This window comes from Achromobacter sp. GbtcB20 (genome assembly GCF_019091095.1).
Lineage (GTDB): Bacteria > Pseudomonadota > Gammaproteobacteria > Burkholderiales > Burkholderiaceae_B > Achromobacter > Achromobacter mucicolens.
In genome coordinates this window covers 75,690-90,839 of record NZ_JAGXJZ010000011.1, presented here as the reverse complement: position 1 = coordinate 90,839, position 15,150 = coordinate 75,690, and the positions used below count along the sequence as shown (strand labels likewise).

15 protein-coding genes are annotated in these 15,150 nt (G+C 67.0%); 7 read left to right on the top strand and 8 right to left on the bottom strand.

Annotation, left to right across the window (positions count from 1 at the left end):
- Positions 1-33: 33 nt before the first annotated feature.
- Positions 34-1,527, top strand: a complete 1,494-nt coding sequence (locus KVT32_RS15875; protein WP_217618489.1) for a class I adenylate-forming enzyme family protein — start codon at positions 34-36, stop codon at positions 1,525-1,527.
- A 44-nt stretch (positions 1,528-1,571) separates the two neighbouring features.
- On the opposite strand, the gene KVT32_RS15870 is transcribed toward KVT32_RS15875, so the two are convergent.
- Both KVT32_RS15870 and KVT32_RS15865 read right to left on the bottom strand, forming a co-directional pair.
- Entirely contained in the window at positions 1,572-2,552 is a 981-nt protein-coding gene (locus tag KVT32_RS15870; protein ID WP_152384991.1) for a tripartite tricarboxylate transporter substrate binding protein, read from the bottom strand.
- 70 nt (positions 2,553-2,622) lie between these two features.
- On the bottom strand, positions 2,623-3,492 hold the full coding sequence (locus KVT32_RS15865; RefSeq protein WP_152384990.1) for a fumarylacetoacetate hydrolase family protein: 870 nt from the start codon (positions 3,490-3,492) through the stop codon (positions 2,623-2,625).
- Positions 3,493-3,684: 192 nt separating this feature from the next.
- Between KVT32_RS15865 and KVT32_RS15860 the strand changes: the two genes are divergently transcribed.
- Positions 3,685-4,353, top strand: coding sequence for a FadR/GntR family transcriptional regulator (locus KVT32_RS15860; RefSeq protein ID WP_217618488.1), 669 nt, complete (start codon positions 3,685-3,687; stop codon positions 4,351-4,353).
- 29 nt (positions 4,354-4,382) lie between these two features.
- On the opposite strand, the gene KVT32_RS15855 is transcribed toward KVT32_RS15860, so the two are convergent.
- Positions 4,383-5,270: a LysR family transcriptional regulator gene (locus KVT32_RS15855; protein WP_175155913.1), complete on the bottom strand. Its 888-nt coding sequence runs from the start codon at positions 5,268-5,270 to the stop codon at positions 4,383-4,385.
- Positions 5,271-5,473: 203 nt separating this feature from the next.
- On the opposite strand from KVT32_RS15855, the gene KVT32_RS15850 reads away from it, so the two are divergent.
- The 3 genes from KVT32_RS15850 to KVT32_RS15840 are packed head-to-tail and all read left to right on the top strand — an operon-like array spanning position 5,474 to position 7,233.
- The gene (locus tag KVT32_RS15850) at positions 5,474-5,953 is read left to right on the top strand and encodes a carboxymuconolactone decarboxylase family protein (RefSeq protein WP_056323593.1); all 480 of its coding nucleotides are present in this window, start codon (positions 5,474-5,476) and stop codon (positions 5,951-5,953) included.
- Between the two features lie 9 nt (positions 5,954-5,962).
- A complete protein-coding gene (locus tag KVT32_RS15845; RefSeq protein WP_217618487.1) occupies positions 5,963-6,718 on the top strand; it encodes an SDR family oxidoreductase in 756 nt (251 codons plus the stop codon).
- Positions 6,719-6,738: 20 nt separating this feature from the next.
- On the top strand, positions 6,739-7,233 hold the full coding sequence (locus KVT32_RS15840) for an Ohr family peroxiredoxin (RefSeq protein ID WP_175155911.1): 495 nt from the start codon (positions 6,739-6,741) through the stop codon (positions 7,231-7,233).
- A 46-nt stretch (positions 7,234-7,279) separates the two neighbouring features.
- Here the strand turns inward: KVT32_RS15840 and KVT32_RS15835 are convergent, their stop codons facing one another.
- The 4 genes from KVT32_RS15835 to KVT32_RS15820 form a co-directional block, all read right to left on the bottom strand.
- Positions 7,280-8,284 carry a LysR family transcriptional regulator gene (locus tag KVT32_RS15835; RefSeq protein ID WP_175155910.1) on the bottom strand — a complete coding sequence of 335 codons (1,005 nt, stop codon included), beginning with the start codon at positions 8,282-8,284 and terminating at the stop codon, positions 7,280-7,282.
- Between the two features lie 146 nt (positions 8,285-8,430).
- Positions 8,431-8,865, bottom strand: coding sequence for a cupin domain-containing protein (locus tag KVT32_RS15830; RefSeq protein ID WP_175155909.1), 435 nt, complete (start codon positions 8,863-8,865; stop codon positions 8,431-8,433).
- Positions 8,866-9,531: 666 nt separating this feature from the next.
- Positions 9,532-10,407 (bottom strand): RNA polymerase sigma-70 factor, encoded by an 876-nt coding sequence (locus tag KVT32_RS15825; RefSeq protein ID WP_175155908.1) that lies wholly within the window; start codon positions 10,405-10,407, stop codon positions 9,532-9,534.
- A gap of 173 nt (positions 10,408-10,580) precedes the next feature.
- Positions 10,581-11,621: a LacI family DNA-binding transcriptional regulator gene (locus tag KVT32_RS15820; RefSeq protein WP_254607143.1), complete on the bottom strand. Its 1,041-nt coding sequence runs from the start codon at positions 11,619-11,621 to the stop codon at positions 10,581-10,583.
- A 203-nt stretch (positions 11,622-11,824) separates the two neighbouring features.
- On the opposite strand from KVT32_RS15820, the gene KVT32_RS15815 reads away from it, so the two are divergent.
- Both KVT32_RS15815 and gudD read left to right on the top strand, forming a co-directional pair.
- Positions 11,825-12,796 (top strand): tripartite tricarboxylate transporter substrate binding protein, encoded by a 972-nt coding sequence (locus tag KVT32_RS15815; protein ID WP_062839185.1) that lies wholly within the window; start codon positions 11,825-11,827, stop codon positions 12,794-12,796.
- 46 nt (positions 12,797-12,842) lie between these two features.
- Positions 12,843-14,189: a glucarate dehydratase gene (gudD, locus tag KVT32_RS15810; RefSeq protein WP_152384983.1), complete on the top strand. Its 1,347-nt coding sequence runs from the start codon at positions 12,843-12,845 to the stop codon at positions 14,187-14,189.
- Between the two features lie 66 nt (positions 14,190-14,255).
- Here gudD and KVT32_RS15805 read toward each other — a convergent pair whose 3' ends face one another.
- Positions 14,256-15,146: a GntR family transcriptional regulator gene (locus tag KVT32_RS15805; RefSeq protein WP_175155906.1), complete on the bottom strand. Its 891-nt coding sequence runs from the start codon at positions 15,144-15,146 to the stop codon at positions 14,256-14,258.
- Positions 15,147-15,150: the final 4 nt, after the last annotated feature.

Genomic DNA, 15,150 nt, shown 5'->3' with positions numbered 1-15,150 from the left:
ATCACATCGAGCCCGGTACAGGGGGAATCAGTCATGTCGATTGCCGATGCCACGGTCGTGGCGGCGTTTGCACGCTTGTGGGACCAGCCGGAATGGGCCGCGCGCCACGCGCTCGTGACCGCCGAGGAAAGCGTCACCTACGCGGACCTGCGCCGCCGGGTGGGGCAGGCCGCGGGCGGCCTGCGCGCTGCCGGCGTCGCGCCCGGCGACTACGTTGGCGTGGCGATGGAGCGCTCGCTGGCGCAGGTGCTGGCCATTCTGGGCGTCATGGCGGCGGGTGCTTGCCCGTGCCCGCTGGAGCCGCGGCTGTCGGTTGAGGAAACCGCGCGGCGCGTGGCGGCTGTGGGGCTGACGTGGATGCTGGCCGATAGCGACAACGCCGCCACCGCGCGCGGCTGCGGCCTGCCGGCGGCGCGCGTGCTCGATGCGGCAAAGATCGCGCAGGGCGGGCAGGACTGGTCCGGCGCGGATGTCGCGCCAGAGGCCCCGGGGCTGCTGCTTTTTACGTCCGGCAGCACCGGCAATCCGAAGGGCGTGCTGCTCAGCCATCGGGGGCTCGTGAACAACGCGCGCGGCGTTCTGGCGCATACGGGTCTGACGCCCGGCGATCGCCTGCTGCACGTCATGCCGCTGCACCACACCAACGCGCTCAACAATCAGATCTTCACGCCGCTGCTGGCGGGGGCGAGCGTGGCGCTGGCTGGCCGGTTCCGCGCGCAGGACATGCCGGGTCTGCTGGCCGCCTTCCGGCCCACGATCATCACCGGCGTGCCGACCATGTATGCGCGGATGCTGGAATTGACGTTCGATCCGGACAGCCTGGCCGGCCTGCGCTTTGCCCGTTGCGGCTCGGCGCCCATCACCGAGGCCTTGCACCGCCGGATCGAAGCCTTCCTCGGGTGTCCGCTGGTCGTGTCCTATGGCCTGTCGGAGGCCACGTGCACGTCCACCATGAATCCGCCCGCGGCGCGGCGCGTGGGATCGGTGGGCACGGTGCTTCAAGGGCAGGACGTGAGTCTGCGTCTGCCCGACGGCAGCCTGGCGCCGGCAGGCGCCGAAGGCGAGATCTGCATCGCGGGCGACAGCCTGATGCTGGGCTATCTGGGCGTGGACAGTGCGGACGCGGGCGCGCCGCGGCTGCTGCGCACGGGCGACCTGGGCCGCTTCGACGCACAGGGTTATCTGATGATCACCGGCCGCATCAAGGACGTCATCATCCGCGGCGGCGAGAACATTTCGCCCGCGCTCATCGAAGGCGTGGTGACGGGCATGCCCGGCGTCGCCGCCTGCTGCGTGGTGGGGGCGCCGGACGAGGATCTGGGCGAGACGCCGGTGATCTTCGTGCAGGGCAATGGCGACGCCGCGCCCGACGCGGCCGCGATACAGGCCGAGGTGCTGGCGCGGCTGGGCCGGATCTATGTGCCGCGCGACGTGATCTGGATCGACCGGTTGCCGGAGAACGCGGTGGGCAAGGTGGACCGCAAGGCGCTGGCCCGGCAGGCGGCGGGGCGCGAAACGGTGCAATGAAAAAGGGGGCGCGAAGCCCCCGATAGACGCTACGGTTTAGTTCGTCATTCGACCTTGCCGATCCGCTTGACCGCCACTTCCAGCGACGCGGAGTCCTTTTTCCAGTAGTCGTCGAACGCCGGCGCGTCCAGGTACTGCACCGGGCTGCCGGTGCCGGCGATGCGCGCCTGCACCGCGGGATCGTCCGCGATCTGCTTGACGGCATCGCGCAGCTTGGCGATGACGGCGGGCGGCGTGCCGGCCAGCGCGAAGATGCCGGACCACTGCACGAAGCTGGCGTCAAACCCCTTGGACTTGAGCGATGGCACCTGCGGCAGGCTCTCCAGCTTGCCATCGCCCCAATGCGCCAGTGGGCGGACACGTCCAGCTTGAATGAGCTGCATGACGCTGGACGGGCCGGTGGCCAGGGCGTCGACCTGCCCGCCGACCAGCGCCTGCACCGCAGGACCCGCGCCGGTGAAGGGCACGTGCATCATCTTGATGCCGGCGGCGCTCTGCAGCATTTCCATCGGCACGTGCATCGTGCCGTAGATGCCCGAGCTGCCGTAGCTCAGCTTGCCGCCCTGTTTCCTGGCCGCCTCAAGGAATTCGTCCAGCGTCTTGTAGGGCGCGTCCGCGCGCACCACCAGCACGGTGGGATCGGCCGTGATACGGGCGATCGGCACGAACTGGTCCAGCTGATAGGCGGGTTTGCGCTCCAGCAGCCGGTCGGCTGCGGGCAGGATGGAAATCGACGACAGGCTCATCAGCAACGTGTAGCCATCGGGCTTGGCGCGGCCCGCCTGGCCGATGCCGATGGCCCCGCCCGCGCCGCCCTTGTTTTCGATGACGATGGGTTGGCCCAGCTTGTCCCCCAAGGCCTGGGCAATGGGGCGGGCGATGGTGTCGGCCACGCCGCCGGGCGGGAAGGGCACCACCAGCGTGACGGGGCGTTCGGGATAGCCGGCGGCCAGCACGGTCATCGTGGCCGTCGCACTCAGGCATAGCAAGGCAGCCGCGGCCACCTGTTTGCAGCGCAGTTTCATGTCTCACTCCTTATGGGCTTGCGTGCTGCGCGGCGCCGGTTTCATTGACCGGCGCTCATTGGCGCGGGCGTCAGACGAATCGGTTCTCGATCCTTCCAATGCCGTCGATTTCAATGCGGACGGTGTCCCCGCTCTTGAGGAACTGGGGCGGATTCAGGCCCTGGCCGACGCCAGCGGGCGTGCCGGTGGCAATGACGTCGCCGGGGTACAGCGTGATGCCGCGCGAGCAGGTTTCGATGAGCGTGGGAATGTCGAAGATCAGGTCTTCCGTGTTGCCGTCCTGGCGAAGCTCGCCGTTCACCCAGCAGCGCACGCGCGTGTTGCGTCCGTCCAGCTCGTCGGCGGTGACCAGCCACGGACCCATCGGGCAGAAGGTGTCGAAGGATTTGCCCAGGTCCCATTGCTGGTGGCGCATCTGTACGTCGCGTGCGGTGACGTCATTGACCACGGTGTAGGCGATGACGTGGCTCATGGCTTCGGCGCGGGAGATGTTGCGACCGCCCTTGCCGATCACCACCGCCAGTTCGGCTTCGTAGTCGATCTTGTCGGAGATGCCCGTGGGCAGCGTCACGTCGGACCAGGGGCCCACCACGGTTTGCGGCACCTTGGTGAAGACGATGGGCCAGGATTCCGGGTTGGCGTCGTTGTCCTTGAAGACGGAGTCGCGCAGTTCCTTGGCATGGGCGTGATAGTTGCGGCCCACGCAGAACAGGTTGCGCGGCTGCGCCGGCAGGGGCGCTTCGTGCTCGACCTGATCCCAGCGGTAGGACGGTCCCGTCTGGGCGGGCAGGGCGCGGCCCTCTGCCAGCCACCGCACCGCCGTCAGTGCGCCGGCCGCGGCCAGTTCGGGCGCGAAATCCAGCGCGGTAACCGTGCTGCCGTCGTCCGCGACCACGCCCACGCGCCGTTCACCATTGACTCGAAATACCGCGATTTTCATGCTTGCTCCTACGGGGCTTACGCCGCCCGTTGATGAGATACCAAAAAATACCAATTTGGATAATTTAGGCCCAATTGGTGCTGTTCGGCAGGATAAACCAAAATTCTCCACAGGCGAATCCGTTTATTTCCGGATAAGCAGGAATTTATTGGACTGATTTGGTATCATCGCGGCATTCATCCGGGAGTCCTCATGGACAAAGCCTCCGCCATGCGGGCGGTCATCATCGAAAACCTGCAGTCGGGCGTCTGGCCCGCCGGCCATCGCCTGCCGACCGAGCGCGCGTTGAGCGAGGAATTCGGCCTCAGCCGGTCTACCGTGCGCCGCACGCTGGCGCAGTTGAAGGACGACGGACTGATCTCGCAGCGCGTGGGCAGCGGCACCTACGCCAACCCGCCGTCGACGCTGGCGCAGACCGAGGCGTTCTTGCGTGGCGAGGTGCTCTCCACCAGCCCGGCCGAACTGATGGCCGCGCGCCTGGTGCTGGAACCGGCCATTGCGGCGTTGGTGGTGCAGCACGGCACGCCGGCCGATTTCACCGCCATGCAGCATGCGTGCGACGAGGCGGAGGCCGCCGCCAGCTTTGAAGCGTTCGAGGTGTGGGATGCGAAACTGCACGAGCTGATGGCCACGGCCACGCACAATCTCTTCATCGAAAAGGTCTTCGCGCTGATGACTGCGGCGCGCTCGCAGGCTACCTGGGGGGCGCTCAAGCGCAAGAGCCTCACCCCTGAACGGCGCGCGGCCTACCAGGCTGAACACCGCGAGATCGTCGAGGCGCTACATGACCGCGACGCAGACCGCGCCATGGCGGCGGTGCGCCGGCATCTGGTGCACGTCAGGGAGAACTTGCTGGGGTGACCCAGGGCGTGCGCCCGGGATGCAGGCGCCTAGTTCGCGCGCAGATGCCGTTGCAGCGTATCCAGAAACACCTTCGCCCGTGCCGGCGTCACGCGGTTGTCGGAGAGCGCGTAGATGGTTGCCGGGGGCAGTTTCCAGTCTGGCAGGATCTGTTCCAGATCCAGTTCCCGCAATGTTTGCGACAGCGCCAGGTGGCTGGGCATCCAGGCAATGCCCAGCCCGGCGATGGCAAGCTGCACGCCCAGCGCCGAGCTGTTGGTACCGATGTGGGTGGGGCCGCGGACGTTCAACAGGCTCTCGCCTTCCCCCAGAGTCCAGTCCTGCAGGTCGCCGGTAATGATGCGCTCGTGCAGGCCCAGGTCTTCCGGGCAGGTCGGCCGGCCGAATCGGTCCAGGTAGCTGCTGGCCGCCACCAGCACCCACTGCACCTGCGCGACGTGCTTCTGGATGAACGCCGAATCCGCCAGCTCGCCCGTGCGCAGCATCAGGTCGAAGTGCTGGCCATTGCGGCCCGTGTCGGCCAAGCCAAGCTCCACCTCGAACGAGATCTGCGGATAGGTTTCGCGCAGCTCTTTCAGCACCGCCGGCAGGATCGTCGTCAGGCCGGGCATGACCGACACGCGCAGCGTGCCCGCCAGGTGGTTCAGCCGTGAGTTGATGATTTCGTGCGCCGACAGGGCGCCTTCGACGTGTTCCGCGCAATGATCGAAGTACTGCTGTCCGATGGCCGTCAGACTGACGCTGCGCGTCGTGCGGTTCAGGAGCTTGTAGCCCAGCGCCTGTTCCAGCTGCGTGAGCCGCCGCGACAACGTGGCGACGGGGATGCCGAGCGCGGCGGCGGTGGCGGACAGCTTTCCACGCTTGGCGACTTCGACGAAGTAATGGATGTCCTGCATCGAGATATCGTTTCTGTTCATGATGAGTTCCGGGCGCGAGCCTTGATTGCCTGCCTATTGTCGGCGTGACCGCGCCTGCCGATTGTTGCCATTGCGGCAACATCATGGTCCCCGCGCCGGGGCTACTGCGGTCCGGCGGGCAGGCCTACGATTTGGGCGTCGAACAAGCAAGCGCCGCGCCCGGCAACCCGACCGGGAAGCGCCCAATCCACCCAGGAGCCATCATGAGCCAACGTCTCAACGCCTTTGCCCAATCGCCGGAACTGTTCAAGAAGTTTGTCGAGTTCACCATGCTGGCCAAATCCGGCACCATCGAAAAGTCGATCCTTGACCTGGTCGACATCCGCGCCTCGCAGATCAACGGCTGCGGCTTCTGCCTGGACATGCACATCAAGCAGGCCAAGCTTGCCGGCGAGCGCGAACTGCGCCTGCACCATGTCGCCATCTGGCGCGAATCCAATCAATTCTCGGCGCGCGAGCGCGCCTGCCTGGCCTGGACCGAAGCGCTGACCACGCTGGGCGTGCATGGCGTGCCGACCGAAGTGTACGAGCGCGTGCGCGGCGAACTGTCCGAAAAGGAAATCTCGGACCTCAGCTTTGCCGTCATGGCCATCAATGGCTGGAACCGGCTGAACGTGGGATTCCAGACCGTGCCCGGCTCGGCCGACAAGGCGTATGGGCTGGACAAAGCCCAATTCAACTAAGGATCGATCATGAAAATCCTCGTCATCGGCGGCACGGGCCTGATCGGCTCCAAGCTCGTCAAACTGCTTGCCGAACGCGGCCATGAGGCCATCGCCGCCTCGCCCGCCACCGGCGTGAACACGATCACCGGCGAAGGCCTGGACGCGGCCCTGGACGGGGTCGACGTCGTGGTCGACGTGGCCAACTCGCCGTCCTTCGAAGACAAGGCCGTCCTGGAATTCTTCCAGACCTCCGGCCGCAACCTGCTGGCCGCCGAAAAGCGCGCGGGCGTGCGCCATCATGTCGCGCTGTCGGTGGTGGGCACCCGCCGCCTCGCCGAAAGCGGCTACTTCCGCGGCAAGATCGCGCAGGAAGACCTGATCGAAGCCGCCGGCATTCCGTACACCATCGTGCACAGCACGCAGTTCTTCGAGTTCCTGGGCGGCATCGTGCAGTCCGGCACGCAGGGCGACGAGGTGCGGCTGTCCTCCGCCTACGTGCAGCCCATCGCCTCGGACGACGTGGCGCTGGCCATGGCTGACGCCACGTTGGGCGCGCCCGTGAACGGCATTGTCGAGATCGCCGGTCCGGAAAAGGTCAGGTTGTCCGAACTGGCCCAACGCTACATGCGTAGAATCGGGGACACCCGCACCGTGCACGCGGATGCCGGCGTGCGCTATTTCGGCGCGCTGCTGGACGACAGCACACTGGTGCCGGGAACCAGCCCGCGCCTGGGCAAGATCGACTTTGACACCTGGTTCAGCCGTTCGGGTGCAAGAAAGTAGCGGCGGTCACAAGGACCTACATGAGCAAACTGCGGCCTCCTCCCCAAAGCCTCCTGGACAAGTACCGGGGCGGCGACTTCCGTCCCCTGTATACCACCAGCGTGACAGTGCGGGGCGGGGAGGCCGCGCATGGCCGCGCCTCGGGCATCGCCATCTCGGACGACGGCGAACTGCTTGTGGAATTACGGTTGCCCGTCGAACTGGGCGGCACGGGCGGCGGAACCAACCCCGAGCAGCTCTTTGCCGCCGGTTACGCAGCGTGTTTCCACGGCGCGCTCAGCATGCTGGCCCAGCGGTCCGGGCTGTCCATTCCCGACGCCTCGGTCACCGCCACGGTCGCGTTCGGACGCGACCCCATCGATGGCCTGTTTGCGCTGAAGGCGGACGTCAACATTCACCTGCCCGGCCTGGACAAAGCCATTGCCGAAGAACTGGTGCGCAACACCGAGCGCCTCTGTCCTTATTCCAAGATGGCGCAGGGCGGCATCGAAAGCGTCGTCGCACTGACGCAGTAGCGCCGCTTGCCGGGGCGCCTTTCCACGCGCCTTGCTGCCTTGCGCTTCACGCCGGCTTGACCAGCAGGCTGTCCAGTATCTGCAGGTCCATCGCGCGGATGTTCTCCGTCATGTAATCGATGAACACGCGCATGCGCGCCGGCAGGTGCTGGCGGCTGAGAAAGCACAGGTAATGCCCGCGGTCGTCCGGCGCATATTGCGGCAGGCAGGCCACCAGCCGGCCCGCCCGCAGATGGTCGCAGACCTGATAGGCCGCCATCTGCGCGATGCCGTGTCCGTCCAGCACCGATTGCAGCACCAGGTCCGCGTCGTTGAAGGTCAGCATGCCGGGCGGCGCCACCTTACGCATCTGTCCGCCCACCTTGAACTCCCATTCGAACACGCGGCCGGACGCCAGCTTGAAATTCACGCAAGCATGGTCCGCGATGTCCTCGACGCTGGCGGGCAGTCCGTGGCGTGCGGCATAGGCCGGCGACGCGCACAGCATCATCTGCATCGGGATCACCTTCTTGGCAATCACCTGGCTGTCTTCCATGCGCCCGTTGCGAAAGGACACGTCCACGCGGTCGGTCGTGAAGTCGGTAGGTCCGTCGTCCAGCAGCAACTCCACCGAGATGCCCGGATTGGCTTCGCGAAATCCCTTCAACAGCGGCGCGACGATCTTGCGGCCGAAGCCCACGGTGGCGCACACGCGTAACTGGCCCGACGGCGGGCCCTCGCGAAGGTCGCGCATGTCGTCCAGCGCCTGGATGATGCGTTCAACGCCCGGGTGGCATTGCTCGTAGAAGCGCTGGCCCTCGGGCGTGAGCGACGTGCTGCGCGTGGTGCGCACGAACAGTCGCGTGCCGAGCTGATCTTCAAGCTTCTGCACGCTGCGGCTGACGGCCGAGCGGCCGATGCCAAGCCGGTCGCCCGCCTTGGCGAAATTGCCTTCAGCGGCGACCGCGATAAAGGCCATGACACCGGCATAGCTGGTGGCAAAGCTGTCGGCCAGGGAATCCGGTCCGGCCGAAGCAGGGGTATCCGAAGGGGCAGGGTAGGGTGTCGACATGGTGGCGGCGCCGCAAGTGGGTTGATCCTACAGCTAAGACGGCGCAGCCTGCAATCTTGTGACATCACGCGCAAAAAAAAAAGGCCCTGCCCCGAGGGGAAGGCCTGGCGGGCCGACGAAAGGCCCCCGCCGCGTGCCGGGCAAACTTATTTGACCGGGGTCAGGGCGGGCGCGCCTTGCTTCTTGATGAGGACGACCAGGAACTTGGCCGGCTGGGTCTGGCTGGCATTGCGCCCCACCGTGTGAACGTCGTCCGGCCCTTCATAGAAGGTTTGCCCGGGCGTCAACGTGACTTCCTTGCCGCCCTTGACCTGCATGACGATGCTGCCTTCCAGCACATAGACAAAACCATACGCATCATGGCGGTGAATGGGATCGGCCCCGCCGGGCGGATAGTCGACGATGAGCATCAGCGCGTCCTTGCCGGGAATGTCCGGCAGGGCCTTGGTCATCAGTTCGGTGACGATGGGATCGGCGGCCGTGGCGCCGGACGATGCGTGATGGGAGGCGGCGTAAGCGGGCTGGCCGAGCAGCGCCGCCGCGGCGATGAAGGGCAATCCGAACTTGGTGGTCTTAGACATGGCCTGTCCTTGCGTGTGTGAGTGATGACAGGTCCATCGTAGAAGCGCGGCCCGCGAGGCGGTAGGCACGCACAAGGGATCACCGTGTTGCCTGCCAGGCACCAACGCATCAGGCCGCCAGCGGCGGCGCGTAGCCAGGGCGACGGTAGCCGGTCGGTAGCCGGTGTCTGACACCCTAGGGAGACGCTCTTGGTATGACGGGAGTCTCCCCAGGGTGTCAGACACCGAGAGCAGAAGCAGCCACACGCGAAGCGCCATCGCGACGACGCAAGACGCCGCGTAAGCCCACGAAGGCCGCCCGCGCGGCCGCCCGGGGGCGGGCCCCGCAAGACGCTTCTCTTCCAAACGACTGCGTGCAAGAACCTCAAGAACCCGACTCGCCCCGGCACCCGTAAAGATTCAACGGCAGAGCCCGGTGTGGCGTGGGCCTGGGGTGGGCGGGGCGTTTAGATGCGCCCGGCGGAAACCGAAGGGAGCCGAAGGCGGACGAGGTTGAGCGCGGGGCAGTCCGGAGCGAAGGCTCCGGACCGCAATCGGAGCCCCGCCCGCCCCAGGCCCACGCCGCACCGGGCGCCTAAAGAACCCAGCCGAATCCCATGCAAACCCACCCACTCCCAAACCCGATGCAGCGCAATCCCCCTTCCAACGACACGCCACCCGCGCGCATCACGAGCGCTTGAGCGCCGCGGCAACGCCCGCAAGCTTGTCCGGATTTCGCTGCACCAGCACCCGCGTCAGCCGTTCGCCATCGGTCTCGTAAGACTGCACGGATTCCAGATCGCCGTCGATGAAGCGCAAGAGGGTCCATTGCCCGTTCACCTGCACCACCCGGACATCCAGCGCGTCGCGATACCGGCGCTTGCCCGCATAAAAGAGCTGCGCCAGCCGCTTGCCGCCCACCAGACTGGCAAACGCGGTCACCTTGTCGCCGCCGTCGCCGATCAGTTCGGCGTCGTCGCTCAGGAGCGCAAGCAGTCCGTTGAAATCGCTGCGCTGCATCGCGTCGGCAAACGCCTGCAACAGGCGCTGCAGCGTCGCGCGCGGCACGGCCTCGCGCGGCGCGCCCTGGCGCAGTTGCTGGCGCGCGCGCCGCACCATCTGGCGCACGGCCGCCGGGTTCTTGTCCAGCGTTTGCGCGATGTCTTCGTAGTCCGCATCGAACACGTCGCGCATGAGAAACGCCGCGCGGGCATCGGGCGACAGGCGTTCCAGCATGAACAGAAACGCCACCGACACATCGTCCGCCTGCTCATGGATCTGCTCCGGCGTGGAGGGCGCCGCCATCAGCATGGGTTCCGGCAGCCAGACCCCAACGTAGTGTTCGCGTTCAGCCTTCACAGCGCGCAAGCGATCGATCGACAGGCGCGTGGTCACCGTGACAAGCCATGCTTCGGGATTCTGGATGACCGCGCGGTCAGCGTCGTGCCAGCGCAGCCACGCTTCCTGCACGACGTCTTCGGCCTCTGCCACGGCCCCCAGCATGCGATAGGCAATGCCATAAAGGCGGGAACGGTGCTGGTCGAAGAGGGCGGAGTCGGTCATGGAAAGGGCCAGCGCCGGGGCGAGGCGCAAGGAAGGCAAACATTTTGCCGTAGCGGCCAAGCTGCGACAAGCGCGCGCGACGTGCGCGCGGTTCTCATGTCCTGCCCGGTGCGCCGGCGCAAACCTGATCGGTGGTTGCGTGTCCGTGGCCGCCGTGCCTTGCTGCGCGCCGCCTACGCGCTCTCGCGCGTCACGATGCGAAAACCGATTTCCACCACCGACTGCGCGGGACGCTGGCCGTTGGCGCGCAAGCCGATCATCTCGGCCGCCTGCGCGCCGATCGCCGCGCCGTCCACGTGCACGGACGTGATGGCCGGAGACATCGACGCGGCGATGTCCATGTCGCCAAAGCCCATCACCGCCAGTTGCCCAGGCACGTCCAGCCCTTGCGCCGCGGCCTCGGTCAGCACGCCGGCCGCCATCATGTCGGAACTGCAAAACACCGCGTCGATGCCTTGGCCCGAACGCTGCAGGGCGCGCAGGCCTTCGCGGCCTTGCGCGTGCGTCGTCGGCGCGGGCATGTAGTGCACCAATGGTTCGGGCAGGCCCGATTCCAGCGCCGCGCGAACCACGCTTTCGGCACGCAGCCGGGCGCGGTGATCGTCGCCGCTCAGCACCGCCTGCCGCGTCTTGCCCGCGTCGCGCAGGTAGTGGCTGACGGCCGTGCCGATGGCGTCGTGCGACAGGCTGAGCAGCATGTCGATGGGGGCGTCCGTGGCATCCCATGTTTCGACGATGGGGATGCCCGATGCCTTGAGCAGCTGCCGCCCCTGCGGCGAGTGCATCACGCCCGTCAGCACGATGCCGTCCGGGCGCCGTCCGATGATGGCGCGCAGCAGCGCGTCCTCGCGGGGCGAGTCGTAGCCGCTCTGGCCCACCATGAGCTGAAAGCCCTTGGCTTCGAGCGACTGCGTCAGCGCGGTCAGCATCCCGCCAAAGAGCGAACCGGCGATCGAGGGCACCAGCACCATCACCAGGTTGCTGCGCGACAGGCGCAGGCTGCCGGCCATCAGGTTGGGCACATAGCCCAGCGCCTGGATTGCGGCGTTGACCTTGTCCAGCGTGGCGGGCGAGACCTGCTGCGGCGTGTTGATGGCGCGCGAAACGGTAATCATCGACACCCCGGCCGCTTGCGCCACCTCGCGCACGGTGACGTTGGCGCGCTCCGGGGAGCGGGAAGGGGAGTCGGCGGACGGCATGCGGGGCGGGTGCATCAAAGAGGGAGTCGTAAACGGCGGGGTGCAATTGGCGTCAAGCCTAACCGCAGACGCGCGCCTTGCGGGCCGGATGGTGTCAGGGTTTGTCCGGATGGCGAACCGTCTGCGCGCCGAAATACTCTAAAAAAGCCGTCATGTTAACGTTAACAAAAGAAATGTTAACGTTAACGTAATTAAAAGAACCCAATCCGGAGACAGTAATGAAGACCAATGCGCGCAAGTGGATGCTTGGATTGACCCTGATGGCCGCCGCGGGCGCGGCGCAGGCCTGGCCTGACAAGGCCGTCACCGTCGTCGTCCCATTCCCGCCCGGCGGCGCAACCGACTCGGTGGCGCGCGCGCTGTCCAACAAGCTGGGCGAACAGCTCAAGCAATCCTTCGTCGTGGAAAACAAGGCGGGCGCCACCGGCACCATCGGCGCGTCGCAGGTGGCCCGCGCCGCGCCGGACGGCTACACCCTGATGGTCACCTCGCTGGCCCCGCTGGTCGTGGCCCCGCACCTGATGAAGGGCATCACCTACGATCCGGCCAAGGACTTCACGTATCTCACCGTGGCCGTGCAGACGCCCAATGTGCTGGTGGTCAGCCCCAAGCTGGCGCCTCAGATCAACAGCGTGCAGGACGTGCTGAAGCTGCTGAAGGACAAGCCGGGCGCGATCAGTTTCGCGACCTCCGGCGCGGGCTCGTCCGACCACCTGACCGCCGAACTGTTCTGGCAGAAGACCGGCACCAAGGGCCTGCATGTGCCCTACAAGGGCGGCGCGCCCGCCATTTCCGATCTGCTGGGCAACCAGGTGGACATGTCGTTCCAGAACGTGAACGCCGTGCTGCCGCATATCAAGTCCGGTAAGCTCAAGGCCATCGCCGTCACCGGTTCCAAGCGCTCGCCCGTGCTGCCGGACGTGCCCACGTTCGCCGAAGTCTCGGTGCCCGGCGTCGACGTCTATGCCTGGCAGGCCGTCGTGGCCCCCAAGAACCTGCCCGCCGACGTGCGCGACAAGCTGTCCGCCGCCCTGACCGCCGCGCTGAAGGATCCGGCGCTCAGCAAGCCCTTCACTGACATCGGCCTGGAGGTCGTCGCAAACTCGCCCGAAGCGTTCACCAAGTTCCAGCAGCAGGAAAGCGCCCGCTGGAAGCAGGTCATCGAGACCGGCGGCATCTCCGTGCAATGACGCAACGCGCCCGGCCCCGCCGGCCGGGCATTTTCAAGAAGCAATCATGACTCTTCACGCATCGCAAGCCTCCCAGACGCCCACGATTACCGGCATGCGCGTCGTGCCGGTCGCCGGCCAGGACTCCATGCTGCTCAACCTGAGCGGCGCCCACGCGCCTTATTTCACGCGCAACCTGGTCATCCTGACCGACAGCGCGGGCAACACCGGCGTCGGCGAAGTGCCTGGCGGCGAAAAGATCCGCGCCACGCTGGAAGACGCGCGCGCCCTTATCGCGGGCAGCTCCATCGGCAACTACCAGCACACGCTGAACCAGATGCGCCAGGCCTTCGCCGGTCTGGATAGCGCGGGCCGCGGCGCCCAGACCTTCGACCTGCGCGTGGCGATCCATGCCGTGACGGCGGTGGAATCGGCGTTGCTGGACCTGCTGGGCCAGCACCTGGGCGTTCCCGTGGCCGCGCTGCTGGGCGAAGGCGTGCAGCGCACCTCCGTGCAGATGCTGGGATACCTGTTCTACGTGGGCGACTCGTCGCTTACGCCGCTGCCTTACCAGACGGCGCCCGACGCCGACGGCTGGCTGCGCGTGCGGCACGAAAAGGCCATGACGCCCGAGGCCATCGTCCGCTTGGCCGAAGCCGCTCATGACCGCTATGGCTTTCAGGACTTCAAGTTGAAGGGCGGCGTCTTGCGCGGCGAGGAAGAGGTCGAAGCCATCCGCGCCCTGCACGAGCGCTTCCCCGACGCGCGCGTCACGCTCGACCCGAACGGCGGCTGGCTGCTCAAGGACGCCGTGCGGCTGTGCCGCGACCTGCACGGCGTGATGGCCTATGCCGAAGACCCGTGCGGCGCCGAAGGCGTGTTTTCCGGCCGCGAGGTCATGGCCGAGTTCCGCCGCGCCACGGGCCTGCCCACCGCCACCAACATGGTTGCCACCGACTGGCGCGAAATGGCGCATGCGCTGTCGCTGCAGTCGGTCGACATTCCGCTGGCCGACCCGCATTTCTGGACCCTGCAAGGTTCGGTGCGTGTGGCCCAGACGTGCCAGGCGTTCGGCCTGACGTGGGGTTCGCATTCCAACAATCACTTCGATGTGTCGCTGGCGATGTTCACGCATGTGGGCGCCGCCGCGCCGGGCCGCGTCACCGCGATCGACACGCACTGGATCTGGCAGGACGGCCAGCATCTGACCCGCAACCCGCTGCAGATCCGCAACGGCTACGTCGAACTGCCGCAGACCGGCGGACTGGGCATCGAGCTGGACATGGACGCGATTGAACGCGCGCATCAGCTCTACCTGCAGCATGGCCTGGGCGCGCGCGACGATGCCACGGCGATGCAGTACCTGGTGCCGGGTTGGAAGTTCGACAACAAGCGGCCTTGCATGGTGCGCTGAGCGCATCAAAAAAAATCGGGGCGGCAATATGCCGCCCCGATTTGCTTCCAGCGCGCGTTCCGTGGTTCAGGACTGCCCGCGCAAGCGTTCCAGTTCCGCCGACAGCTCCGCCACCAGCGCCTGCGCGCGCGCCAGCGGATCGTGTCCGTTGACCGGCGGCTGCGGTTCCGGGGCTGGGTCATGCAGCCGGGGCTGCACGCTTTCGTGTCCCATGCTGACGTCCACGTCGAACACCAGTTGTTCGGCGCGGTGCCAGGTGGTGAACCATTCCAGCGGCTTGCCGTGCTGGTCCATGCCCTGGCCTTGCAGCATCAGCAGCGGCGTGCCGGTCGGTGTGTCGAGCAGCCTGGCGAGCTTGTCGTCGGCCGCGACGGCGCGGATCTGGTTGCGCCCCGCGCCGGGGCGCAGGCCGAACTGCCGCGTCAGCACGCCGTGCAGGGAGGCGTCGGCCAGATGGTCGGCGACGAGGCCCGGCACCGCGTCGGCGGGCAGCCAGGTGCGCACGTAGGCCAGCGGCGCTTCGGCCACGTGGCGCAGGCGTTCCAGCAATAACAGGCGGGTGGTGCCGAAGAACTCGGCCACGTCGGCGGGCGGCTCGGCCGGGCCCAGCGCCAGCACGCGCGTGCGCAGCGCAACACCCGATTGGGCGAACTGTTCGTAAAGACCCGTGGACCGCTGCACCAGGCGGCGGTGTTCCTGCGGCGCCGCCACGGTGGCGGGACGGCCGGTCTCGCGTTGAATGAGACCCTCGGCGGCCAGCGCCGCCAGGGCCTGGCGCACCACGCTGCGCGCCACGCCGAAGCGGTCGCACAGCGCCGCCTCGCTGGGCAGCACGGCGCCTGCCGCGAGCTTGTTCGTGCGGATATATCCGCGCAACCGCGACGCCACCTGGGCGTGCAGCGGGATGTCTCCCGCGCGGTCAAGATCAGGCAATGCGTCGTGCGTGGCGGGCGCCATGGGA